The 21681-nt window shown below is 66.3% G+C and carries 20 protein-coding genes, 3 tRNA genes and 1 riboswitch; of the genes, 11 read left to right on the top strand and 12 right to left on the bottom strand.

From position 1 onward, the window contains the following. The 3 genes from ASE02_RS23055 to ASE02_RS17175 all read right to left on the bottom strand — a co-directional run. Positions 1 to 72 (bottom strand): hypothetical protein (locus ASE02_RS23055; RefSeq protein WP_235536694.1); only part of this gene is annotated, 72 nt, incomplete at its 3' end. A 35-nt stretch (positions 73 to 107) separates the two neighbouring features. Further along, positions 108 to 181: transfer RNA gene (locus ASE02_RS17180), tRNA-Gly, on the bottom strand. 56 nt (positions 182 to 237) lie between these two features. Then, positions 238 to 323, bottom strand: a tRNA-Tyr gene (locus ASE02_RS17175). Between the two features lie 90 nt (positions 324 to 413). Between ASE02_RS17175 and rlmB the strand changes: the two genes are divergently transcribed. Together rlmB and ASE02_RS17165 are read left to right on the top strand one after the other, a co-directional pair. Next, a complete protein-coding gene (gene rlmB, locus ASE02_RS17170) occupies positions 414 to 1211 on the top strand; it encodes a 23S rRNA (guanosine(2251)-2'-O)-methyltransferase RlmB (RefSeq protein WP_056735751.1) in 798 nt (265 codons plus the stop codon). Between the two features lie 81 nt (positions 1212 to 1292). Beyond that, positions 1293 to 2021, top strand: coding sequence for a YjbE family putative metal transport protein (locus ASE02_RS17165; protein ID WP_056735750.1), 729 nt, complete (start codon positions 1293 to 1295; stop codon positions 2019 to 2021). 100 nt (positions 2022 to 2121) lie between these two features. Here the strand turns inward: ASE02_RS17165 and ASE02_RS17160 are convergent, their stop codons facing one another. Next, on the bottom strand, positions 2122 to 2424 hold the full coding sequence (locus ASE02_RS17160) for a helix-turn-helix transcriptional regulator (RefSeq protein WP_056735749.1): 303 nt from the start codon (positions 2422 to 2424) through the stop codon (positions 2122 to 2124). A gap of 68 nt (positions 2425 to 2492) precedes the next feature. On the opposite strand from ASE02_RS17160, the gene ASE02_RS17155 reads away from it, so the two are divergent. Then, complete coding sequence (locus ASE02_RS17155; protein WP_056735748.1) at positions 2493 to 3359, top strand: PhzF family phenazine biosynthesis protein; 867 nt, start codon at positions 2493 to 2495, stop codon at positions 3357 to 3359. Continuing rightward, positions 3359 to 4276 (top strand): DMT family transporter, encoded by a 918-nt coding sequence (locus ASE02_RS17150; RefSeq protein ID WP_056735747.1) that lies wholly within the window; start codon positions 3359 to 3361, stop codon positions 4274 to 4276. Before ASE02_RS17155 ends, ASE02_RS17150 begins: the two co-directional genes overlap by 1 nt. A gap of 49 nt (positions 4277 to 4325) precedes the next feature. On the opposite strand, the gene metG is transcribed toward ASE02_RS17150, so the two are convergent. Further along, positions 4326 to 6134 (bottom strand): methionine--tRNA ligase, encoded by a 1809-nt coding sequence (metG, locus tag ASE02_RS17145; protein WP_056735746.1) that lies wholly within the window; start codon positions 6132 to 6134, stop codon positions 4326 to 4328. Between the two features lie 185 nt (positions 6135 to 6319). Between metG and ASE02_RS17140 the strand changes: the two genes are divergently transcribed. Beyond that, on the top strand, positions 6320 to 6733 hold the full coding sequence (locus ASE02_RS17140; RefSeq protein WP_056735745.1) for a DUF1761 domain-containing protein: 414 nt from the start codon (positions 6320 to 6322) through the stop codon (positions 6731 to 6733). On the opposite strand, the gene ASE02_RS17135 is transcribed toward ASE02_RS17140, so the two are convergent. After that, a complete protein-coding gene (locus ASE02_RS17135; RefSeq protein ID WP_056735744.1) occupies positions 6714 to 7070 on the bottom strand; it encodes a DMT family protein in 357 nt (118 codons plus the stop codon). The genes ASE02_RS17140 and ASE02_RS17135 overlap by 20 nt on opposite strands. 83 nt (positions 7071 to 7153) lie before the next feature. Here ASE02_RS17135 and ASE02_RS17130 point away from each other — a divergent pair, with 83 nt between their 5' ends. From ASE02_RS17130 to ASE02_RS17115, 4 genes are read left to right on the top strand one after another with little or no spacing between them, the layout of a single operon-like run. Beyond that, positions 7154 to 8266 (top strand): polyamine ABC transporter substrate-binding protein, encoded by a 1113-nt coding sequence (locus ASE02_RS17130; RefSeq protein ID WP_056735743.1) that lies wholly within the window; start codon positions 7154 to 7156, stop codon positions 8264 to 8266. Beyond that, positions 8263 to 9426 (top strand): ABC transporter ATP-binding protein, encoded by a 1164-nt coding sequence (locus ASE02_RS17125; protein ID WP_056735742.1) that lies wholly within the window; start codon positions 8263 to 8265, stop codon positions 9424 to 9426. The genes ASE02_RS17130 and ASE02_RS17125 overlap by 4 nt, the downstream gene beginning before the upstream one ends. Then, positions 9423 to 10322 (top strand): ABC transporter permease, encoded by a 900-nt coding sequence (locus ASE02_RS17120; protein ID WP_056735741.1) that lies wholly within the window; start codon positions 9423 to 9425, stop codon positions 10320 to 10322. The genes ASE02_RS17125 and ASE02_RS17120 overlap by 4 nt, the downstream gene beginning before the upstream one ends. After that, positions 10319 to 11107: an ABC transporter permease gene (locus tag ASE02_RS17115; protein WP_056735740.1), complete on the top strand. Its 789-nt coding sequence runs from the start codon at positions 10319 to 10321 to the stop codon at positions 11105 to 11107. Before ASE02_RS17120 ends, ASE02_RS17115 begins: the two co-directional genes overlap by 4 nt. Positions 11108 to 11237: 130 nt before the next feature. On the opposite strand, the gene ASE02_RS17110 is transcribed toward ASE02_RS17115, so the two are convergent. Beyond that, complete coding sequence (locus ASE02_RS17110; RefSeq protein WP_056735739.1) at positions 11238 to 12650, bottom strand: amidase; 1413 nt, start codon at positions 12648 to 12650, stop codon at positions 11238 to 11240. 217 nt (positions 12651 to 12867) lie between these two features. Between ASE02_RS17110 and ASE02_RS17105 the strand changes: the two genes are divergently transcribed. Then, complete coding sequence (locus tag ASE02_RS17105; RefSeq protein WP_162257192.1) at positions 12868 to 13473, top strand: PEPxxWA-CTERM sorting domain-containing protein; 606 nt, start codon at positions 12868 to 12870, stop codon at positions 13471 to 13473. A 39-nt stretch (positions 13474 to 13512) separates the two neighbouring features. Here ASE02_RS17105 and ASE02_RS17100 read toward each other — a convergent pair whose 3' ends face one another. The 5 genes from ASE02_RS17100 to ASE02_RS17080 form a co-directional block, all read right to left on the bottom strand. Next, positions 13513 to 14802: an MFS transporter gene (locus ASE02_RS17100; RefSeq protein WP_056735737.1), complete on the bottom strand. Its 1290-nt coding sequence runs from the start codon at positions 14800 to 14802 to the stop codon at positions 13513 to 13515. 120 nt (positions 14803 to 14922) lie between these two features. Further along, the gene (locus ASE02_RS17095) at positions 14923 to 15393 is read right to left on the bottom strand and encodes a hypothetical protein (protein WP_056735736.1); all 471 of its coding nucleotides are present in this window, start codon (positions 15391 to 15393) and stop codon (positions 14923 to 14925) included. Positions 15394 to 15425: 32 nt separating this feature from the next. Further along, positions 15426 to 17534: an acylase gene (locus tag ASE02_RS17090; RefSeq protein ID WP_056735735.1), complete on the bottom strand. Its 2109-nt coding sequence runs from the start codon at positions 17532 to 17534 to the stop codon at positions 15426 to 15428. 24 nt (positions 17535 to 17558) lie between these two features. After that, the gene (locus ASE02_RS17085) at positions 17559 to 20027 is read right to left on the bottom strand and encodes a TonB-dependent siderophore receptor (RefSeq protein ID WP_082602169.1); all 2469 of its coding nucleotides are present in this window, start codon (positions 20025 to 20027) and stop codon (positions 17559 to 17561) included. A 421-nt stretch (positions 20028 to 20448) separates the two neighbouring features. Beyond that, a riboswitch (glycine riboswitch) is annotated at positions 20449 to 20538 on the bottom strand. A 380-nt stretch (positions 20539 to 20918) separates the two neighbouring features. Further along, positions 20919 to 20994 (bottom strand) — tRNA-Thr (locus ASE02_RS17080). A 190-nt stretch (positions 20995 to 21184) separates the two neighbouring features. Here ASE02_RS17080 and ASE02_RS17075 point away from each other — a divergent pair. Then, complete coding sequence (locus ASE02_RS17075) at positions 21185 to 21664, top strand: YaiI/YqxD family protein (protein WP_235536737.1); 480 nt, start codon at positions 21185 to 21187, stop codon at positions 21662 to 21664. Positions 21665 to 21681: the final 17 nt, after the last annotated feature.

Genomic DNA, 21681 nt, shown 5'->3' with positions numbered 1-21681 from the left:
GCCATGGTCAACGTGACCAATCGTGCCGATGTTGCAATGCGGCTTATTGCGTTCGAACTTTTCCTTGGCCATCGGGGTCCTGCCGGCGTTTGAGAAAATCAGAGGTTTGGAGCGGGTAGCGGGAATCGAACCCGCATATTCAGCTTGGAAGGCTGCTGCACTACCATTGTGCTATACCCGCCGCTGAAGGATGCGCGGGGTCGCGCCAGTCTCCTAAAATTTCACGCTCTGAGTGCGTGGTGGGGGAAGCAGGACTCGAACCTGCGAAGGCGTACGCCAGGGGATTTACAGTCCCCCCCCTTTGCCACTCGGGACATTCCCCCAGCGCGCTCAGAGCCAGATCGAAGCCTGGACAAGTCACCCCGCGTTAAGCGAAGAACCTGCCCGGTCCCCAATTTGGAGCGCGTCTTATAGTGTCCTCCCCTCCCGAACGCAACGCGCCCTGGAAGAGTGGTAAAAAGGGAGGTCAAAGACCCTTCAACCGCAAGCCAGACAACAGTTTCGACGATTGGCTGTGGGGCTGGCACGCCGTCTCCGCGGCACTTGCTAACAAAAAAAGATCAGCCCCCCAGCGCCTTTTGGCCACCGAAGACCGGGCTCGAGAGATCGAGTCGCGATTCGGCCGATTGGGTGTTCTGGAGGTCGTGGACGCCCGCTTCCTCGGTCACAATCTGCCCCAAGGCGCCGTCCACCAGGGCGTCGCCCTAAAAATTCCGCTGCTCGACCCGGTGGGGCTTGAGGACTTCGAGGCCAAACGCGGCGCGACGCTGCTGATGCTCGACCAGATCACCGACCCGCAGAACGTCGGCGCGATCCTGCGTTCGGCCGCCGCGTTCGGCGCCTCCGGCGTCATCCTGCAGGACCGTCACACGCCTAAGCTCACCGGCGCCCTGGCCAAGGCCGCGGCCGGCGCCGTCGACCAGATCGACACCGCCTATGTGGTCAATCTCTCCCGCGCGCTCGAAACCCTGGCCGAACTCGGCTGGAGGGCGGTCGGCCTAGATGGTCACTCCGACAAGGCGCTCGACCAGGCGCTGGACGGCGGCCCCACGATCCTGGTGCTCGGCTCCGAGGGCGAAGGCCTGCGCAGATTGGTCGCCGAGCATTGCGATGAACTGGCCAAGATCCCGATGCCCGGCGGCTTTGAAAGCTTGAACGTCTCGGCGGCGGCGGCCGTGGCGCTCTATGAGGCGGCCCGTAGCCGCCCCTAAGCGGCCACGGTTCTACGAAACTCGTCGCTCCCCGCGCCTAACCGGTTGCGGACGAGCGGCGGCTGTCGCATTCAAGGCGCGATGATCGACACGCTCCTCGCGCCTGGCGCGCTCGCCGCCCTTCTCTCCGTCCTGATGATCGATCTGGTCCTGGCGGGAGACAACGCCGTCGCCGTCGGCCTGGCCGCAGCAGGTCTGCAGGCCGACCAACGCAAGAAGGCCATCCTCTGGGGGCTGGCGGCGGCCGTCACCATGCGGATCGGCTTCGCCCTGATCACGGCGCAGTTGCTGGGCGTCGTCGGGCTGCTGTTCGCCGGGGGCCTGCTGCTGCTCTGGGTCTGCTGGAAGATGTGGCGCGAGCTGCGCGAGCAGGCCGAGCCCGCGGAAGCCGCGGCCGAAGCGGCTTTGGACTCCGATCCCACGACCGAGCCCAGCGCCGCGATCGCCGCCAAGCAGCCCAAGACCTTCAAGGCGGCCTTCGTCCAGATCCTGATCGCCGACCTGTCGATGTCGCTGGACAACGTCCTGGCCGTCGCCGGGGCGGCGCGCCAGCATCCGGCGATCATGGTCTTTGGCCTGCTGCTCTCCATCGCCCTGATGGGCCTGGCCGCCAGCTTCATCGCCCGTCTGCTGCACCGCTACCGCTGGATCGGCTATATCGGCCTGGCGATCGTGCTCTATGTCGCCCTGCACATGATGTGGGAAGGCCACCGGGACGTGGTCCGCGATCTGGGACGAACCGACTCCTACAACGCCATCGCCCCCGACTTCATGGACATCCAACCCAAGGCGCCGGTCACCGTTCACTAGGGCTGGGCGAATTCGAGAGACTAGGGCGCCGCCGAACCGATGTTCGGCGGCGTCTTTCGTTTCCAGGGGCGTCTAGTGGTCGTCAGGCAAAGGTGGAAACCTAGACGCCCGCGGCGATCATCCGCATGGCTTCGACGATCCGCGCCTCATCGCGCCTGTAGAACGTCCATTGCTTGATACGTGTGGGCGTCACCAGCCCGGCGCGAACCAGCACCCGCATATGCTCGCTCAGGGTCGGCGCACTGACCCCCAGTTTGTCGGCCAGGAACACGGCGCAGACGCCGTCCTCGACGAGATCCCCATCCACCTGCGGCGGAAAGTGGGCTTTCGGATCCTTGAGCCAGCCCAGGATCTGAAGCCGGCGCTCGTTGGCCAGGGCGCGTAGCAGGTCGGCAAGGTCCATTTTGGGACTTTGCCAATTGACTAACTTATGTCAAGCCAAACGCTCCCTCCCCGGCATGGCGCGGTCGCATGAGCTCCTATCCCTTCGTCACCCTCGACGTCTTCACCGACACCCGGTTCGGCGGCAATCCGCTGGCGGTGTTCACCGATGCACGCGGTCTGTCCGATCAGGACATGCAAGCCCTGGCCGCCGAGATGAACCTGTCGGAGACGACCTTCATCCTGCCCCCGCAGGACCTGGCCAACACCGCCCGCGTGCGGATCTTCAACCGGACTGCGGAGATGCCCTTCGCCGGCCATCCCAGCATCGGCACCGGCTGGGTGCTGTCGCAGGCCGGGCGTGGCGATGAACTGCGCCTGGAGGTCCCGGCCGGGATCGTCGCGGTCAGCGCCACGGCGCAAGGCGCCACCATCGCCGCGCCGCGCCCGCTGGCCTTGGGCGAGCCGTTGCCGATCGACATCACCGCCGCCTGCGCCGGCCTCACCCCCGCCGACATCGTCACCACCGCCCATGGCCCCATCGAGGCCTCGGTCGGCGTAGCGTTCGTCTTCGCCGAGGTTTCGCCCGAGGCCCTGCCTCGCGCCGCGCCGGACCTCGCCGCCTTCCGCCGCGCCGCCGCCGACTATCCGCATTTCGGCGACCGCCTATCGCTGCACCTCTACGCCCATGACGGCGACGGACGCCTGCGGGCGCGCATGTTCGCCCCGAATTCCGGCACCGTGGAGGACCCCGCCACCGGCAGCGCCAATGCGACCTTGGCGGCGCTGCTGCTGTCGCTCTCCACCGCCGACGCCGGCGCCTGGGATATCATCCAGGGCGTGGAGATGGGCCGCCCCTCGCGGCTGCACGCCACCGCCCGCCGAGGCGCCGAGGGGATCACCGCCACCGTCGGCGGCGGCTGCATTCCGGTGCTGCGCGGCGAAGCCAGCCTCTGATGACCTCACGCAAGCCGCTGGACCTGTTCGCCTTCGCGACGATGCTGGTCCTCTGCATCTGCTGGGGTTCGCAGCAGATCTCCGTGAAGCTGATCGCCGCCGACGTGGCGCCGGTCATGCAGATGGGTTTGCGCTCGGCGATCGCGGCGCTGGTCCTGGGCGCGCTCACCTTGGGACGTGAAGGCCGCCGCGCGTTCTGCGACGGCTCGCTGCCGGCCGGCCTGCTGGTGGGCGCCCTGTTCGCCGCGGAGTTCCTGTTCATCGCCCTGGGCCTAGTGCTGACCACCGCCTCGCACCTGGTCGTCTTCCTCTACAGCGCCCCGATCTTCTCGGCGCTGGCCCTCCACATGCGCGTGGCCGAGGAGCGCCTGTCGCGCCTGCAATGGGCCGGTGTCGCCATCGCCTTCGGCGGCATCGCCGTCTCGTTCCTAGCCGGCGGCGGCGGCATGAGCCGCGACATGCTGCTCGGCGACGCGTTCGGCCTGCTGGCCGGGCTGGCCTGGGGGCTGACGACGGTGGCGATCCGCGGCTCCAAGCTCTCCGAGGCGCCTGCGGTGAAGACGCTGTTCTACCAGGTCGCGTTCGCCGGAACGGCCTTGCTCGCCTACGCGATCCTGACCGGCCAAGCCGGCGTGAACCTCACTCCGAAGGCGGCGCTGCACATGGGATACCAGACGGTGGTCATCACCCTGGTCAGCTACGTCGTCTGGTTCTGGCTGCTGCGCCAGTACCTCGCCTCGCGGCTCTCGATCCTGTCGTTCCTGACGCCGCTGTTCGGCGTGGTGTTCGGCGTCGTGATCCTGCACGAGCCGCTGGAACCGCCCTTCGTGATGGGCGCGATCCTGGTGCTGGCCGGCATCTCGCTGGTCAGCGGCGCGAACTTCCTGCGCGAGAAGTTCTCGCGGCTGGCCGCCTAGCTCAAACTCATCATCCTCCGGCTGACCGGAGGATGATAAGCGAAGGGGTTTAGCCCTCGGCTCCGCCGAAACGGGCGACCCATTCGGCGACCTGTTCGTTCTCGACCTTCTTGAACAGCACCTCCGGCGCCTGGACCGCGCGGCCGGCGGGCAGGATGTCGAGGATCGCAGCGCCCTGCGCCGTCGGCCAGACGCCCGGGAAGTCCTCGCCCACGCCCATCGCGATCTTCTCGGCGGCGAACGGGATGAACGGCTCGGAGACCTTGGCGAACAGGGCCACCAGATTCAGGCCGGTGCGGACCACGATGGCGGCGCGCTCAGGATCGGTCTTGATCGCCGTCCAGGGCGCGGCCTCGGTCAGGTACTGGTTGCCCAGCACCCATAGCTGGCGCAGCGCCGTGGTCGACTTGCGGAACTCGCGGCCCTCCAGATGGGCGGTCAGCTCAGCGAGCTTGGCGTCCACGTCGGCATAAAGCTTGGTCTCAAGCTCGGTCGGCTCGCCGCCGGCCGGGACCACGCCTTCGAACCGCGTCTCGGTGAATTTCAGGATGCGGTTGACGAAATTGCCCAGCACATCGGCCAGGTCGGCGTTCACCTGCACCTGGAACTGCTCCCAGGTGAAGGTGGCGTCGGAGGTCTCCGGCGTGTTGGCGCTCACCCACCAGCGCCAGTAGTCAGGCGCCAGCAATTCCAAGGCATGATCCATGAACACGCCGCGCTTCTGCGAGGTGGAGAACTTGCCGCCGTAATAGTCGAGCCAGTTGAAGCCCTTGAGCTCGTCCACCAGCTTCCACGGCGCGTTGTTGGCCGGGCGCCAGGAGCCGTCAGCCTCCAGGCGCTCGTTGGCGCCGATCAGGGTGCAGGGGAAGCCCACCGTGTGGAACGGCACGTTGTCCTTGCCCATGAACTCCACATAGGTGACGTCGGCGGCCTCGGGCCCGCGCCACCAGCGCTCCCACTCGGCGTCTTCGGCGTGGCCGCGGCCAGCCTCGGCGGCCTTGGCGTCGGCCCACTCCCAGGTGGCGGCGATGTATTCGATCGGCGCATCGAACCAGACGTAGAACACCTTGCCCGCCAGGCCCTCGAGGTCCGGGGTCTCGCCCTTCGGGTTCGCCCCCCACTCCCAGGCGTTGACCGGCACGCCCCATTCCAGGTCGCGCGTGATGCCTCGGTCCTGCAGGCCTTCGTCCAGCCACTTCAGCGCGATGGAGGTGACCAGCAACGGCCACTCGCCCTTCTTGCCGTCGATCCAGGCCCGCAGCTTGTCGGAGAACAGGCTCTGGCGAAGGAACAGGTGCTTGGAGTCGCGGATCTCGATGTCTTCGGAGCCCGACACCGCCGAGCGCGGCTTGATCAGGTCGGCCGGGTCGAGCACGCGGGTGCAGTTCTCGCACTGGTCGCCGCGCGCGGCGGTGTAGCCGCAATGCGGGCAGGTGCCGATGACGTAGCGGTCCGGCAGGAAGCGCTTGTCGGCGTTGGAATAGACCTGCTGGGTGATCCGCTCCTCGATGAAGCCGGCCTCCCACAGCTCGCGGGCGAAACGCTGGGTCAGCTTGTGGTTCTGCGGCGAAGACGAGCGGCCGAAGTGATCCCACGACAGACCGAACTTGCGGCCGAGGTCGTGCTGCACGTCGTGCTGGGCCTGGCAGAAGGTGGCCGGGTCCTGGCCGGCCTCGGCGGCGGCCAGCTCGGTCGGCGTGCCGTGCTCGTCGGTGGCGCAGATATAGAGCGTCTCGCGACCGCGCGAGCGCTGGAACCGCGCATAGACATCGGCCGGCAGCATCGAGCCCGCGAGCGTCCCCAGGTGCTTGATCCCATTGATGTAGGGCAAGGCGGACGTGATGAGGATGCGCGACATGAGGACTCTCGAAATGAGGAGGAGCGGCGGCTTATAGGGCGCCGCATGGGGTTCGCCAAAGCGCCGACGCCAAGAGGGCTCCGAAAGCCCTCGCCTTTTTGGGGGTTGAGCTCCACAGTTCCGCCACGGAAGGCGGCCCTTCGCCAACGAAAACAACAGGCTGCCTCCAGAAAAGGGAGAGACGCATGTTGAGACGCATCAACTGGATCGCAGTCGTCGTGGCCTTTGTGCTGCTCGAGATCCTGGGCTTCCTCTGGTACGGGCCGCTGTTCGGCGCGCGATGGATGGCCGAACAGGGCACGCCGCCCGATCCAAAGAGCGAGCAGTTCGCCTTGGGCGTCGGCGCCCTCGTCACCATCCTCACCGTGCTCGGCCTGGCCTGGCTGCTGCGTCGGCTCGGCGCGACCTCACTACAGGCCGGGCTGTCGGCGGCCTTCGCGGCCTGGGTGTTCTTCAACTTCACCACGATGGCGCTGGACTATCTGTTCATGGGCCAGACCGTGGTCTTCGTGGCCATCAACATGGGCTACCAGCTGGTGTCCTACCTGATCGCCGGGGCGGTGCTCGGCCTCATCAGGCCTAAGACAACGGCCCCTTGAAGATGAACAGCGCGCCGGCCGCGATCAGGGCGAATCCGACCGTGTGATTGAGGGTGAAGCGCTCGCCCAGGAACGTGACTGAGAACACCGCGAAGACGATCAGGGTGATCACCTCCTGCATGGTTTTCAGTTCGGCCGGGGAATAGACCGCCCGGCCGATGCGGTTGGCGGGCACCGCCAGGCAGTATTCGAAGAACGCGATCCCCCAACTCACCAGGACCAGCAGCCACAACGGCCGATGCTCCACCTTCAAGTGCCCGTACCAGGCGAAGGTCATGAAGATGTTGGACGCCACGAGCAGGAAGATCGGCGCGATCGTCGCCATGTTGAGAGGCATCGGACGGGGCTCCGCGCATTTGCGCTTAAAATCTACGACCCTGCCCCTATAACCTGCTGATCTTGCGGCTGGGAGAGCGGGCGATGACAGGTTGGACGAAGGTGCTGGGGGTGGCGACAGCCGCGACCTTGAGCATGACGCTCGCCGCCTGCGGCCAGAACGGCGAGGGCAAGGCCCAGACCCTGAAGATCTACAACTGGTCGGACTATATCGACCCGGCGATCCTGGCCGACTTCACCAAGGAGACCGGGATCAAGGTTCAGTACGACACCTTTGATTCCAATGAGATTCTTGAAACCAAGGTGCTGCAGGGCGACACCGGTTACGACATCGTCGCCCCCTCCAACCACAACATCCCGCGCTATGTGATCGCCGGCGCCCTGACAGCGCTGGATAAGACCCAGCTTCCGAACGAAAAGAACCTCTGGCCGCAGGTCATGGCTCACATGGAGCCCTTCGATCCAGGCTCCAAATACACGGTCCCCTACATGTGGGGGACCATCGGCATCGGCTTCAACGCCAAGGAAGTGGCCAAGCGGCTGCCCGGCGTAAAGATCGACAGCTGGTCGGTGGTGTTCGAGCCGGCCAACCTCGCCAAACTCAAGGACTGCGGCGTCTTCTACCTGGACGCGTCGGAGGACATGTACGCGGTCGCGCTGAACTATCTGGGCAAGGATCCGAACTCCACGACCCTGGCCGACTACCAGGCCGCCACCGACATGATGGTCAAGGCCCGCCCCTTCGTCCGCAAGTTCCACTCTTCTGAATATATCGAGGGCCTGGCCAACGGCGATATCTGCATGGCGATCGGCTATTCGGGCGACGTGATCCAGGCCAGGAACCGCGCCGAGGAAGCCAAGAACGGCGTGGAGATCGACTACGTGATCCCGAAGGAAGGCACCCAGGTCTGGTTCGACGTCTTCGCGATCCCGGCCGACGCGCCGAACAAGGCCGCCGCCTACAAATTCCTGAACTACATGCTGCGGCCCGAAGTGATCGCCAAGGCCTCCAACTACACGCAGTACGCCAACGCCAACCTGCCGGCGACGCCGCTGGTCGACGCCGCATTGCGCGATAACCCGAACGTCTATCCGACGCCGGAACTGTCCAAGCGCCTGTTCGTCACCAAGGCCAAGGATCAGGACCTGCTGCGCGAGGTGACGCGCATGTGGACCAAGGTGCAGACGGGTCAATGACAGAGCGTTCCCGCCCGCGCCTGAACATCGGCGCGGTTCGTTCGACCTTCGCGCCATGGGCCGACCCCGCCGCCAAGCCGCTCGTACGGTTCGAAAACGTCGTGAAACGGTTCGACGGCGACACCGCCGTGGGCGGCGTCTCGCTGGACATCTATCCGGGCGAGTTCTTCGCCCTGCTCGGCCCGTCAGGTTGCGGCAAGACCACGCTTATGCGGCTGCTGGCCGGTTTCGAGACCCCGGACTCCGGGCGGGTGACGCTGGCCGGCGAAGACCTCGCGGGCAAGCGGCCGCATGAGCGGCCGGTCAATATGATGTTCCAGTCCTACGCCCTGTTCCCGCACCTCAGCGTCGAGCGAAACATCGCCTTCGGTCTGAAACAGCAGGGCATGCCCAAGGACCAGATCGCTGATCGGGTGACCGAGATGCTGGCCCTCGTGCGGCTCGAAGGCCTAGCCCGGCGCAAGCCGCACCAGCTTTCGGGCGGTCAGCGTCAGCGCGTCGCCCTGGCCCGCGCCATCGCCCCGCGCCCAATGATGCTGTTGCTGGACGAGCCGCTCGCAGCCCTCGACAAGAAGCTGCGCGAGGAAACTCAGTTCGAGCTGATGGCCCTGCAACAGCAACTGGGCATGACCTTCCTGATCGTCACCCACGACCAGGAAGAGGCGATGGTCACCGCCGACCGCATCGCGGTGATGCGCTCGGGAAAGATCGTGCAGATCGGCCGCCCGGCCGACGTCTACGAAGCCCCAAACTCGCGCTACGTGGCCGACTTCATCGGCGACGTGAACATCTTCGAGGGCAAGACCGAGTTCGCCGACGGGACCACCGTGCGGATGGCCAGCGGCGAGGCGCCCGGCGGCTTCGACATCATTGAGGACGACCTGCTTGAGGTGGGCTCCACCGCCTGGCTGGCGGTGCGTCCCGAGAAGATCGAGGTGCATCTGGACGAGCCGCCCGCCGGCCCCAATCGTATGGCCGGCAAGATCGCCGACATCGGCTATCTGGGCGACTGGACGACCTATCTGGTGGAACTGGACAGCGGCCGGACGATCCGCGCGGCGCGGGCCAACGCCACGCGCTTCGTCGACCGCCCCGTCGACTGGGACGATCAGGTGTGGCTGACCTTCGCCCGCGACGCCGGCGTGGTCCTGACCCAATGAAGCCGCGCCGCGACCGCACGGGCCTGGCGGCGCTCGCCCCGTTCCTCTGGCTCGGGCTGTTCTTCCTGTTCCCGTTCCTGCTGGTGGCCAAGCTGTCGCTGTCGGATACGGCGCTGGCCATCCCGCCCTACACCCCGCGCATCGACTGGGCGGCGGGGCTGGCGGGCCTGCGGACCTTCTTCGCGGCCCTGGATTTCGAGGCCTATGCCCGGCTGCCCGCCGACCGGCTCTATGTGGTCGCCTATCTCTCCAGCCTGAAGTTCGCCGCGATCTCGACCGTGATCCTGCTGCTGCTGGGCTATCCCCTCGCCTACGCCATGGCGCGCTGCACGCCCTCGGTGCGCCAGGCTTTGCTGATGGCGGTGATCTTGCCGTTCTGGACCAGCTTCCTGATCCGGGTCTACGCCCTGATCGGCATCCTGAAGCCCGAGGGCCTGCTCAACACCGCCCTGCGCATGGTGGGGCTCGGCCCGGTCAACATCCTCAACACCGAGAGCGCGATCTATGTCGGGCTGGTCTACGCCTACCTGCCGTTCATGGTGCTGCCGCTCTACGCCGTGCTGGAACGCCAGCAGCACGACCTGCTGGAAGCCGCCGCCGACCTAGGCTGCACGCCGCTCAACGCCTTCTGGCGGGTGACCTTCCCGCTGTCGCTGCCCGGCGTCGCGGCCGGGGCCCTGCTCTGCTTCATCCCCATGGTCGGCGAGTTCGTGATCCCCGACCTGTTGGGCGGCTCCTCGACCCTGATGCTGGGCAAGACCATCTGGACCGAGTTCTTCGCCAACCGCGACTGGCCCGCCGCCTCGGCCGTGGCCATCGCCCTGCTCTTCACCCTGGTCGTGCCGATCGTCCTCTATCAGCGCCAGCAGGCCAAACTGATGGAGGCCGGCCGATGAGGCGCGGTCTCACCACCTTCAACATCGTCAGCCTCGTGATCGGCTTCGGGTTCCTCTACCTGCCGATCATCCTGCTGGTGATCTACTCGTTCAACGCCAGCCGACTGGTCACGGTGTGGGGCGGGTTCTCCACGAAATGGTACGCCTCGCTGCTGCGCAACGAGCAACTGCTGGACGCCATCTGGGTCACGTTCCGGGTGGGGCTGATCTCGGCGACCATCGCCACCGTGCTCGGGACCTTCGCCGCCGTCGCCCTGGTGCGGGCCGGGCGCTTCAAGGGCAGAACCCTCTTCTCCGGCATGATCTTCGCACCGCTGGTGATGCCCGAGGTGATCCTGGGCCTGTCGCTGCTGCTGCTGTTCGTGTCGCTGGGGATGCCGCGCGGCTTTTGGACGGTGACCGTCAGCCACGCAACCGTCACCATGTGCTACGCCGCCGTGGTCATCCAGGCGCGGCTCGCCGCCTTCGACCGCCAGTTGGAGGAAGCCGCCCAGGACCTGGGCTGCCCGCCGATCAAGGCGTTCTTCGCCGTCACCCTGCCCAATATCGCACCGGCCGTGGCGGCGGCCTGGATGCTGGCCTTCACCCTGTCGCTGGACGACCTGGTGATCGCCAGCTTCACGTCAGGGCCTGGGGCGACCACCCTGCCGATGCGGATCTACAGCCAGGTGCGGCTGGGCGTCAGCCCTGAGATCAACGCCGTCTCGACCCTGCTGATCGGCCTGGTCGCCACCGGGGTGATCGCCGCCTACCTGCTGCAGATGCGCAGGCGGAGCGAGGCTTAACGCACCGCTCGTCATCCTCCGGTCGTCTGCAAGACGATCCGGGGGACCCAAGCTGAGCGGCAGGACTTGCGAGGCCGCTTGGGTCCCCCGGATCAGCCTACGGCTGACCGGAGGATGACGATGGTTAGTCCTACAGCGGCGCGACGCGGTCGAACCAGGGCCGGGCCTTCTCCAGCTGCCCGGCGAGACGGAACAGCCCCGCCTCCTCGCCCATCCGCCCGACGAACTGGAGGCCGATTGGCAGGCCGCCCTTGCTCCAGGCCAGCGGCACGCTCATGGCCGGTTGGCCGGTGTTGTTGAAGGCCTGGGTGTTGGGCATGAAGGCGAACAGCCGCTGGGTGTACTGGCGCACGTCCTCGGTCAGGTGGCCGACCGGAATCGCCGGGCTGCCCAGGGTCGACATCAGCACCACGTCGTAGCGTTCGAACAGGCCCGCCACGGCCCGGCCATAGGCGTGGATCGCCGCCAGGCCGCGCACATAGTTCGCGCCCGAAACCTGCTTGCCCCGCTGGTACGTGGCCCAGGTCAGGAACTCGACGTCACTCTCCGACACCGGGCGGCCCCGACGCTCGCCCTCCGCCTCCAGGGTCGCGGCGATGCTGGCGCCGATGACGTCGCCCGCGCCCCGCTGCATGGCGGCAAGGTCGCCGGGCACCGTGACCTCCTCGACGATATGGCCAAGGCTTTCGCACAGCCTGGCCGCGTCCAGCACCGCCGCGGCGCACTCCGGGTCCAGGCCGTCCGATGCCAGGGCGGCGGTGGTGAAACCGATGGCCAGCTTGCCCGGATCGCGCTCCACCTCGCTGGCGAAGCTCCGTTCCGGCTTGGCGATGAAATAGGGATCGCCGGGCTGCGGCTCGCAGACGATGTCCAGCAGCACCGCGCTGTCGCGGACCGAGCGGGTCACGGCGTGCTGGATTGAGGCCCCGCCCCACCCCTCGCCGGTTGGCGAGAACGACACCCGGCCGCGCGACGGTTTCATGCCGAACAGGCCGCAGGCCGAGGCCGGCGTGCGGATCGAGCCGCCGCCGTCGCTGGCGTGCGCCGCCGGCACGATGCCCGCCGCCACCGCCGCCGCCGCGCCGCCTGACGAGCCGCCGGGCGTGCGCGTGACGTCCCAGGGATTGCGGCATGGACCGAGCAGGGTCGACTCCGTGACCGGCATCAGCCCGAACTCCGGCGTGTTGGTCTTGCCGAAGATCACCAGCCCGGCTTCCTTGTAGGCCTTGGTGATGGCGCTGTCGGCGGGGGCAAGCTGGTCACGGAACACCGCCGAACCGGACGAGGTCGGCGCACCGGCCAACTGCGCGCCCAGGTCCTTCAGCAGGAACGGCACGCCGGCCAGCGGACCGCCCCAGATGTGACGCTTGACGTCCTGCCGGCCCCATTCGGTGAGGTCCAGGGTGACGGCGTTGATCTTCGGATCGACCTGCGCCATCCGCGCCACGGCGGTTTCCAGCAGTTCCGGGGGGCTGACCTCGCCCTTCGAAACCAAGCCTGCCAGCCCGACCGCATCGTGTTTGCGATAATCCTCGAAGTCCATGGCGCGTCCCTCCTGTCGTTCCCGCCAACGGATCACGCGCACGCCAAGGAGCCAACCGATTTGGTTGTGGCCGGGGCCGTTAAATCAACCGCCGCGAAGCGCGCCCTCGTCGCAGAAAGCCGGCCCCTTCGTCTCAGAAGCCCGGCGTTGCGGAAACCACGCAGCTAGGACGGCCCCGACTGCGCCACACGATGGCGAGAGAAAACAGGATCGAACAATGAGAACGCTTCGCAGGCTGGCATTCACAGTGATCGCCGCCGCCGCCTTCGCCAGCCCGGCGGCCGCAGCCGTGACCCACGTTGTAAATTTCGACGATCTACCTGGCGCCGGGGTGCTCGCCGATGGCTATGGCGGCGTCAATTGGAACAGCGACTTCACCTATGACTCAGTCCCCTACCCAGGCTTTCCAGCGGCTTCGGGCCTCGGAAAGGTCTACGCGAACTACGCCAAGCATCGACCGCCCGGGACCGGATTCATGATCATGAACTTCCTTGGGGGCGATGTTCAATTCAACGGTGCCTCCTTCTCCGGATCCGCCTCGCCCCTGAGATTCGACCTCTACCTCGATGGCCGCAAGGTCGGATCTTCGATGGAGGCGACAAGCAGCCCCACCGCCACCTTCCTGGCGTCAGGCTATGGCGGGCTAGTCGACGAGGTGCGGTTGTTCGGCTCCCACGGCAATTGGGTGATGGACGATTTCACCTACACCACCGGCATCTCCAGCGCGGTGCCCGAGCCCGCCGCCTGGGCCATGATGATCATCGGCTTCGGCGCCGCCGGGACCATGGTCCGTTCGGCCCGGCGCCGCATGGCGATCGCTTGAGCCTGGACGCCGCCGGCTGCGAGGCCGGCGGCGATGGGCCTAGTCCTCGATGATCTTGCTGTGGGTCCGGGTGTCGCGCATCCGCAGATAGGTGATCAGCGAGACGCCGATCATGGCGGTGACGTACCAATAGAAGCCGCTCTCCATCCCCTGCTTCTTGAACCACAGGGCCACGTACTCGGCGGTGCCTCCGAAGATGGTGTTGGCCAGCGCATAGGGCAGCGCCACGCCCAGCGCCCGGATGTGGGCGGGGAACAGCTCGGCCTTCACCACCGCGTTGATCGAGGTGTAGCCGGTGACGATGATCAGCGCGCCCAGCACGATGGCGAAGGCGGCGTAGGGATTGTTGGTCGTCGAGAGGGTCGTGAAGATCAGATAGGTGAAGGCCACGCCCAGCACGCCGAACCCGATCATCAGCGGCTTGCGGCCGATCTTGTCCGACAGCGCCCCGGCCAGCGGCTGGATCAGCATGTAGACGAACAGCGCCGCGGCCGTGATCCAGGTCGCCGTCTCGCGGCTGAAGCCCGAGGTGTTGACCAGGAATTTCTGCATGTAGGTCGAGTAGGCGTAGAAGGCGAGCGTGCCGCCGGCGGTCAGGGCGATGACCACCAGGGCCTCGCGCGGGTGGTTGCGGAACAGCTCCAGGCCGCTCGACTTCGGGGCCTTGGTCGTCTGGACGTTCTTGTAGGACTCGGTCTCGGCCAGGCCGCGCCGCAGATAGAAGACCACGACCGCCAGGGCCCCGCCGATCAGGAACGGGATGCGCCAGCCCCAGGCTTCCAGGTCCGGCTCGGGCAGGATCGACTGCAGGATCAGCAGCACGGTCAGAGCCAGAAGTTGGCCACAGATCAGGGTCACGTACTGGAAGCTGGAGAAGAAGCCGCGGCGCTGCTTGCCGGCCATCTCGCTGAGATAGGTGGCGCTGGCGCCGTACTCGCCGCCGACGCTAAGGCCCTGCATCAACCGCGCCAGCACCAGCAGGGCCGGCGCGAACCAGCCGATGGTCGCGTAGCCCGGCGTCACTGCGATCAGCAGCGACCCGGCGCACATCAGGGCCACCGACAGGGTCAACCCGGCCTTGCGCCCCTTGCGGTCGGCATAGACGCCCATCACCCAGGCGCCGATCGGCCGCATCAGGAAGCCTACGGCGAACACCGCCGCGGCGTTCATCAGCTGAGCGGTGCGCTCGCCCTCCGGGAAGAAGACCGGCGCGAAATAGAGGGTGAAGGCCGAATAGACGTACCAGTCGTACCACTCGACCAGATTGCCGGTGGAGCCCCCGATGATGGAGCGAAGGCGATGGCGCCGGTCGGCTGCGATGTCGGCCATGGTGGTTCCCCCCTGTTCGCCCGTCGTCGCCGAGTGCGCGCCGGCCGGTCGTGGCCCGCCAGGGGGCCAAATCAAAAACGCCGGCCGACGCCCTTGGGCGCCGACCGCATCGCCCGAAACCTACTTCCGAACGAAGAACTCTTCATAGGCCTTCGAGCGGCCTTCCGGCGACTTGCCGACCCCGCGACGCACCAGGGTCTTGCCGTCCGGCGAGAAGGTCCAGAACTCCCCGACGATGACGTCGCCGTCCTTCATCTTCAGGATCTCGTACTCGTTGGCGTTCAGCTTGCGCACGGCGATCTGGTTGAAGCGCGCCTGTTCGTGGAACTCATGCGGCTTGCCGTCCAGCGAGGTGACGTAGTCGGTCTTGAACGGCTTGTCGGCGCGCGTGGTGTTGACCGAGTGGTACTCGAGTTGGTCGGCGGTGAACTTGACGTTGATGGTCAGCTTGAAACCCTTCGGGAAGTTCCCGTCGCTCCAGCTCGACTTCGCCTCGACCGATTCCCAGGAACCGTCGTGCGGGCTCGCGGCCCAGGCCGGCGACGAAACCAGGGTGACGGCCAGGGCCGCGATCAGTCCAAACTTCTTCATGGGTGTCTCCTGATGTGTCTTGAGCCGCCGCTTTAGAACGGCGTGCGTTCCTCGGTGTTGGCTTCGACCTGCGCCCGCGTGGTCCAGAGGGTGCGGAAGGTCTTGTCCGACAGGTGCTGCAATTGGTCGGCCCGGTGCTTGGAGCCCGGCTGGCTGGCGTTGCCATAGGCCATCAGGCCCACCGCCTTGATCGGGTTGGAGAACTCGACCAGCGAGATCCAGGTCTCACCGTGGTTGGGGGTGCGTTCGCCGTTCTTCAGCGCGCCCCAGGTGATGGTGTGGAACAGGCCGGTGTTCCCGAACCCGCCGTTGCCGGGCAGGTTCACGTCGTCGATGTGGAAGCGCGAGACCTCGCCGAACGGACGGTCGATGGCCCCGTACTTCTGCCTGGTCTCGGCGACGGCCGCCTTCAGCATCACCACGGCGGCGGCCGGATCGGCGATGCCCGAGGGGGTGTCGACCGGCGCGGCGTCCGACCATTTGACCTTGTAGTTGGCCTGGCTGGTGAAGTTGTTCGGCGAGAACTTCGCCGCCCAGGTCTCGAACAGCAGGGCCGCGCGGCTGTCGGCGTCGGTCTTGCGGTCCCAGCCCTTCAACAGCGCGACGGCGGCCTGGACATCGGGATCCTGGTCGCCCGCCGCCGCCGCCAGCAGATCGGGCAGCACCCGGTCGGCCATCAGGGTGTGGGTCGAGAGCTTGCGGGCCACGAAGTCGTCGAAGGAGATCTTGCCGGTGTCGGCCAGCAGCTTCACCGACCACTGGGCGCGCAGCGACATCGGGCCGTTCGGCGCGACATAGGGCGGGAAGTCGGCGTGGCGGATGGTCTGCGGATAGGTGGCGACCCAGGGCGGATCATTGGCGTTCTGCACGAACCCGGTGGCCGGATCGTTGACCTTGGGCAGTTCGTCGTAGCTGTGGACGTCCTTCCAGAGGGTGGCCGAGCTGTCGCCGGGGACGAAGCCGCTCCAGTATTTCAGGTCGCCCTTGTCGTGTTTGGGCAGGATGCCGTTGTCCAGGAACTGGATGTGGCCTTCGCGGTCACCGTAGACGATGTTGAACTTCGGCACCTGCAGGCGCTTAAGGATCGTCTGGAACTCCGCGAAACTCTTGGACTTTCCCATGTCCCAGTACTGAGCCAGACCGCCGGGCCGATCGAGGCCGGCGACGCGCAACGCGATGGTCTTGCCGTCCTTGCGTTCGAAGACCGGCCCGTGGACCGAGCTGCGGACCACCAGGGTTTCGGCGCGCAGGGTCCCGTCGGCCTGCTTGACCTTGAAGGTCTTCTCCTTGGTCTTGAACGGCAGCACCTTGCCGTCGAAGACATAGCCGCCGTCTTTCGGAGTCAGCTCGTAATTGGTCGAGCCGACCAGGGTGTTGACCGTATTGGTGAACCCTATCCGGTCGTTGAAGGCGAACCGCAACACCGGCAGCCCGACCTGGGTCGCGCCGTACATCTTGAAACCAGGCCCGTTCAGGTCGGCCTCGAAATAGGTGAAGTAGCTGGTCGGCCACGGCAGGTGCGGATTGGCCAGCAGCATGGTGTTCCCGCTGGCCGATTTCGAAGGCGCCACCGCCCAGGCGTTGGAGCCGTTGTTGTTGGCCGGATCGGCCCCCATCGTGGCGGCCTGGGGCGCGATGTAGATGAAGTTCATCAGCCGGTGGGAGTGGGCCATCACGTCGACGCCGCTGACCGGCAGCACCGCGGCGACCTCCGGATCGATCTTCTCCGGGTGGGCCTTGGCGTAGTCGTTGATCCCCTGGGCGAAGGCGTCGAGGTTCTTGCGGAACTGGGGCGTCTGCTGGCGATACCAGGTCGCGGCGCGCTCGGGCACGTCGTTGGCCAGCATCCACTTGTCGGACTCGACGTACTTGTCGCCCCAGTATTCCGCGGCGCGCCCACGGGCCTCGCCATAGAGGTGGATGACGATATTGCCGTGGTTCTGCGCCTGGGCGTAACCGAAGCCGTAGAAGGCTCCGGCCTCGTCCTTGGCGTAGACGTGCGGGACGCCGTAGCTGTCCCACAGAATCTCGCCGCGTTTGACATCCTTGGCCGCCACGGGCGCGGCGGATTGAGCCGCCGCAGCCGTGGGCAGGATGGCGAGGCCGATGGCCGTCGCCGCAAGAACCGCTCTGATCGTCATCTGCCGATACCCCCCCACTAACGCTTAGAAATCGTACTGCAGGCGAACGTAATAGGATCCGCCCGTAAACCCGAACGGCGACAGGCCGCTATACTGCCCCGACGCCGTGGCGGTGTTGTAGATGCCGTTGGCGTCCGGATAGGTGTTGAACAGGTTGTTCGCCCCGACCGAAATCCCCACCGCGTCGGTCGCCTGGAGCGTGACCTCCAGGTCGGCGATCCACTTCGAACCATAGGAACGGTCGCTGGCCGGGTTGTTCTGCTCGACGGTGAACTTGCCGTAGCGGGTGCCACGCAGGTTCACATTCAGCTTCTCCCACCGCCAGTTGGCGCCCAGGGTGATCTTGTCCTTGGGGATGGCGGTGGTCAGGTTGCTGCGGCTCAGGCGGTCGAACAGCACGAAGTTGGCGCCCAGCGCGCTCAGTTCCGGCGGGTTGGGGATGACGCCGGTGATCTTGGTGTCGTTGTAGTTGTAACCGACGTTCCAACGCAGATCGCCCCACTCCCCGAGGTCGTTGCGCCAGGTCCCGACGATGTCGACGCCGCGGGTCCGGGTGTCGATGGCGTTGGTGTAGTACTGGGCGCTGAGCGCGCCCGGCAGGCCGTTGGCGATCAGGATGTTGCTGACCGCCGCGCCGGTGAGCGTGCTGGTGATGGCGATGCGGCCTTCGACGTCGATCTGGTAGGCGTCGATCGTGACGCTGAGCGTCGAGGACGGCTGCAGGGTCACGCCGAAGCTGTAGTTGGTCGAGGTCTCGGGCTCGAGCGGCTTGGCGCCCAGGGCGATGGCCTCACGCGAACCGACCGGCAGGGTCTTGATCTGCAGCAGCTCCAGGACGTTGTTCACCAGGCGGAACTGGCTGGAGCTGGCGGCGTAGTTCTGCTGGGCCAGGCCCGGCGCGCGGAAGCCGGTGCTGACGGCGGCGCGGGCGGCCAGCCAGTCGTTGAACTCGTAGCGGCCGTTGATCTTGCCGACCAGGGTGTCGCCCGAGGCGTCGTCATAGTTCTCGTAACGGGCCGCCGCGCCGATGAAGAGCCGCTCGTTGGGGGTGTAGCCGACCTCGGTATAGGCCGAGACGCTGTTGCGCGAGCTGGAGCTGGCGTCGGTGGACTGGAAGCCCGGCGCGGCCTGAGCGCCGGTCTGCGGACGCTGGCCGGCCAGCGGTTGGCCGGGCGGGATCACATAGTTGCCGGCCGCATAGCTCAGCAGTTCGCCGGCCTCGACCTTGTAGCTCTCATAGCGGTGCTGAAGGCCCCAGGAGACCTGGAGCTCGCTGCCGCCGGACAGTTCGAAGCCGCGCGTCACGTCGAGGGAGTTGACCCACTCGCCCGATTCCAAAGCGCCGACATAGAAATGGGTCGGGCTGCTCGGGCCGAGGCTGGCGTTCAGGGTTTCGGAGACGTTTTCCTCGGCGCGGTTCTGGCCGTAGGTGGACGACACGTCCCAGGACCAGCCGGCCGCCTCCCCTTTGGCGCCGACCGCCAGGTCGAAGTCCTGCTCGGTGATCACCAGGTTGGGGCGGAACCCGTCCGGATAGAGCTGCGGCAGCGAGTTAACATTGGTCGGGGCGCGGAAGGTGAACGGCAGGTCTGATGTGCGGCGCCCGATGGTGCCGAAGGCGTAGATCTCCACCGCGCCGGTGTCGTAGCCGGCGTTGAAGCCGACGTTCAGGCCCATCTGCGGCAGGACGCCGTAGTTCCGGGTCACCATCCGGTTGACGGTGGCCTCACGCGGATCGGGCAGACCGCCCGCCAGCGGATGGTAGAGACGCAGGGTCGGCGAGACTTGGAGCGCGCGGTTGGAGAGCTTCTGGTCCTTGTAGGTCGCCGACAGGTTCACATAGCCGGCGTCGCCGATGGTGAAGCCGTAGCTGGCCGTGCCCTGGTAGAGATCACCGTCGTTGCGGTCGAAGTTCTGGCCGTAGGTGGCCGTCACCGATCCGCCGGGCGTGTTCTTCAAGATGATGTTGATGACGCCGGCGATGGCGTCGGAGCCGTACTGGGCCGCGGCGCCGTCGCGCAGCACTTCGATCCGGGAGATCGCCGAGGTCGGGATCATGTCGAGGTCGGCCGGGACCGAACCGTTGTAGAGTGAGGAGACCGAGTTGATCAGCGAGGTCTTGTGGCGGCGCTTGCCGTTGACCAGGATCAGCGTCTGGTCGGGGTTGAGGCCGCGCAGGCCGCCCGTCGCGATCACCGTGGACGAGCCGCCGCCGGCCCGCGCCGGAAGGTTGAAGGACGGCACCAGGGTCTGCAGGGCCTGGAAGGCGCCGGCCTTGCCGGTCCGCTCCATTTCCGTGGCGGACAACACGTCGATCGGGGTCGGGCTGTCGATTACCGTCCGCGGAGCGCCGCGATTGCCGGTGACGACCAATTCCTCGACCTGCTCCTGGGCCAGGGCCGGAGACGCGGCGCCCAGGATCGAAGCCGCCAGCAGAGCGGTCTTCCAGTTACGAGACGTGCGAGCCGTAGCGGCTGCGTTGCGGTAATTCATCGTCGTACCCCCTGTAGAGACGAGTGAAAATGGCCGCCGCGCGAGAACCGTTCCAACGATAACCCCGCGCCTCGCCCATCTGTTAGTCTTAGCCGTTAAATTGAACACCCCCGGCGCAACAATTGATCATTTCTAATAGGTCTCTTCAGACGATCTATTGTTGACCGATAACCCGTAAGACATCATCAGGCGCGCCTTCCTGGCCACGCTGAACTTGCGAATACCTGCGTTCGAAGAACTTGATATGCCGACTGCATGTTCTGAAATCACGGCATGGCGGGACGTCCGGACAGGTGTTCGGGCCGAGCGAAGCCGCCGGCCAAAGCACCCCCGCTGTCCTTTGCGCCTGAGAGATTTCAAGGATCACGCGGACCCTCTTGCTCCTTCGGCGAGGGCTTGGCGCCCTGCTTTCCAGCGTTTAACAGCCCGCGCGGTCCGTTTTGCTTGAGCGTTTCCGGGGTGGTTGCGCCTTCAGCGCCGGGACATGCCCGGTCTCTCCCGCGAGAGCACATGAAGCATCCGCCGCGAGACAACACGCGTCAACGAAAAGGAATATTCTTTCAACTTACCATCGATATCATTGGAATGGTGGGCGCTCGGCTCAACCAATGAGCGCAATATGAGGTGAAAATCACCTGGGCCGACCAACTTCGCTCAGCGGCTTGGCTTACACACGGCGGATCGGCGCCCGGCGGCCAGTCGGAACTGAGCCGCTGGGGACGCGCAGGATCATGTCGCCGACGCGGCGCAGAAAGCTCAAGCAATGTGGTGGAAGACAGCTCTCGTGGTCGTAGCCGCGCTGGTCGCCCTGGCCGCCTACGCCCTCTGGTCCGGGGCGGTGACGATCACCGTCCAGCTGGATCCAGGTCCTGGGAGGTAAGAAGGCGTCGATGGTGCCGGCTACAGGAATCGAACCCGTGACCTTCGGTTTACAAAACCGCTGCTCTACCAGCTGAGCTAAGCCGGCGCCTCGACGCGACCGCGACGACGTGTGTCGCGGTGCGCGACGGATGCCACGCGTGGCGATGGCTGCCAAGCCTGGAAGTGGCCCGCCGCCGCGAGCGGGCTCCGCCTTTCCACAGTTCTGGCTTAGAGATGCACGCGCCGTGGCGGCTGTGAGCCGGCCGGACGCGTTTTCCATCTGCCGAGGCCGTATCTTGGACCGCAAGCCCATCGAGATCTTCATCGACGCCGACGCCTGCCCGGTGAAGGACGAGACCTACAAGGTCGCGCAACGCTACAACCTGAAGACCTGGGTGGTCTCCAACGCCTTCATGCAGATCCCGCCGTCGCCGATGATCGCCCGCGTGATCGTCGAGGCCGGGCCGGACGTGGCCGACGACTGGATCGCCGAGCATGTGGCGCCCGGCGACGTGGCGGTCACCAACGACATTCCCTTGGCCGAACGGGTGCTGCAGGCCGGCGCCCACGCAGTCACCCCGAGCGGTAAGCCCTTCACCGAAAATTCGATCGGCGCGGCCATCGCCCAGCGGGCGTTGATGGAGCAACTGCGGTCCACCGGCGACATCATGGGCGGCCCCAAGCCCTTCGACCGCAATGATCGCTCACGGTTCCTGCAGGCCCTGGATGAGATTATCCAGAAGGAACGCCGCAAGCGCGCCTTGCAACGCGGCTGAGCATGACTAGCTTGCGG

The organism is Phenylobacterium sp. Root700 (assembly GCF_001429025.1).
Classification (GTDB): domain Bacteria; phylum Pseudomonadota; class Alphaproteobacteria; order Caulobacterales; family Caulobacteraceae; genus Phenylobacterium.
The sequence above is the reverse complement of the archived record's forward strand: the minus strand, read 5'-3'. Positions and strand labels throughout refer to the sequence as shown.

Coding starts and splice junctions, on each gene's coding strand:
- ASE02_RS17165 (WP_056735750.1), top strand. CDS start 1,293: ATGATCGACACGCTCCTCGCGCCTGGCGCGCTCGCCGCCCTTCTCTCC.
- ASE02_RS17160 (WP_056735749.1), bottom strand. CDS start 2,424: ATGGACCTTGCCGACCTGCTACGCGCCCTGGCCAACGAGCGCCGGCTT.
- ASE02_RS17155 (WP_056735748.1), top strand. CDS start 2,493: ATGAGCTCCTATCCCTTCGTCACCCTCGACGTCTTCACCGACACCCGG.
- ASE02_RS17150 (WP_056735747.1), top strand. CDS start 3,359: ATGACCTCACGCAAGCCGCTGGACCTGTTCGCCTTCGCGACGATGCTG.
- metG (WP_056735746.1), bottom strand. CDS start 6,134: ATGTCGCGCATCCTCATCACGTCCGCCTTGCCCTACATCAATGGGATC.
- ASE02_RS17140 (WP_056735745.1), top strand. CDS start 6,320: ATGTTGAGACGCATCAACTGGATCGCAGTCGTCGTGGCCTTTGTGCTG.
- ASE02_RS17135 (WP_056735744.1), bottom strand. CDS start 7,070: ATGCCTCTCAACATGGCGACGATCGCGCCGATCTTCCTGCTCGTGGCG.
- ASE02_RS17130 (WP_056735743.1), top strand. CDS start 7,154: ATGACAGGTTGGACGAAGGTGCTGGGGGTGGCGACAGCCGCGACCTTG.
- ASE02_RS17125 (WP_056735742.1), top strand. CDS start 8,263: ATGACAGAGCGTTCCCGCCCGCGCCTGAACATCGGCGCGGTTCGTTCG.
- ASE02_RS17120 (WP_056735741.1), top strand. CDS start 9,423: ATGAAGCCGCGCCGCGACCGCACGGGCCTGGCGGCGCTCGCCCCGTTC.
- ASE02_RS17115 (WP_056735740.1), top strand. CDS start 10,319: ATGAGGCGCGGTCTCACCACCTTCAACATCGTCAGCCTCGTGATCGGC.
- ASE02_RS17110 (WP_056735739.1), bottom strand. CDS start 12,650: ATGGACTTCGAGGATTATCGCAAACACGATGCGGTCGGGCTGGCAGGC.
- ASE02_RS17105 (WP_162257192.1), top strand. CDS start 12,868: ATGAGAACGCTTCGCAGGCTGGCATTCACAGTGATCGCCGCCGCCGCC.
- ASE02_RS17100 (WP_056735737.1), bottom strand. CDS start 14,802: ATGGCCGACATCGCAGCCGACCGGCGCCATCGCCTTCGCTCCATCATC.
- ASE02_RS17095 (WP_056735736.1), bottom strand. CDS start 15,393: ATGAAGAAGTTTGGACTGATCGCGGCCCTGGCCGTCACCCTGGTTTCG.
- ASE02_RS17090 (WP_056735735.1), bottom strand. CDS start 17,534: ATGACGATCAGAGCGGTTCTTGCGGCGACGGCCATCGGCCTCGCCATC.
- ASE02_RS17085 (WP_082602169.1), bottom strand. CDS start 20,027: ATGAATTACCGCAACGCAGCCGCTACGGCTCGCACGTCTCGTAACTGG.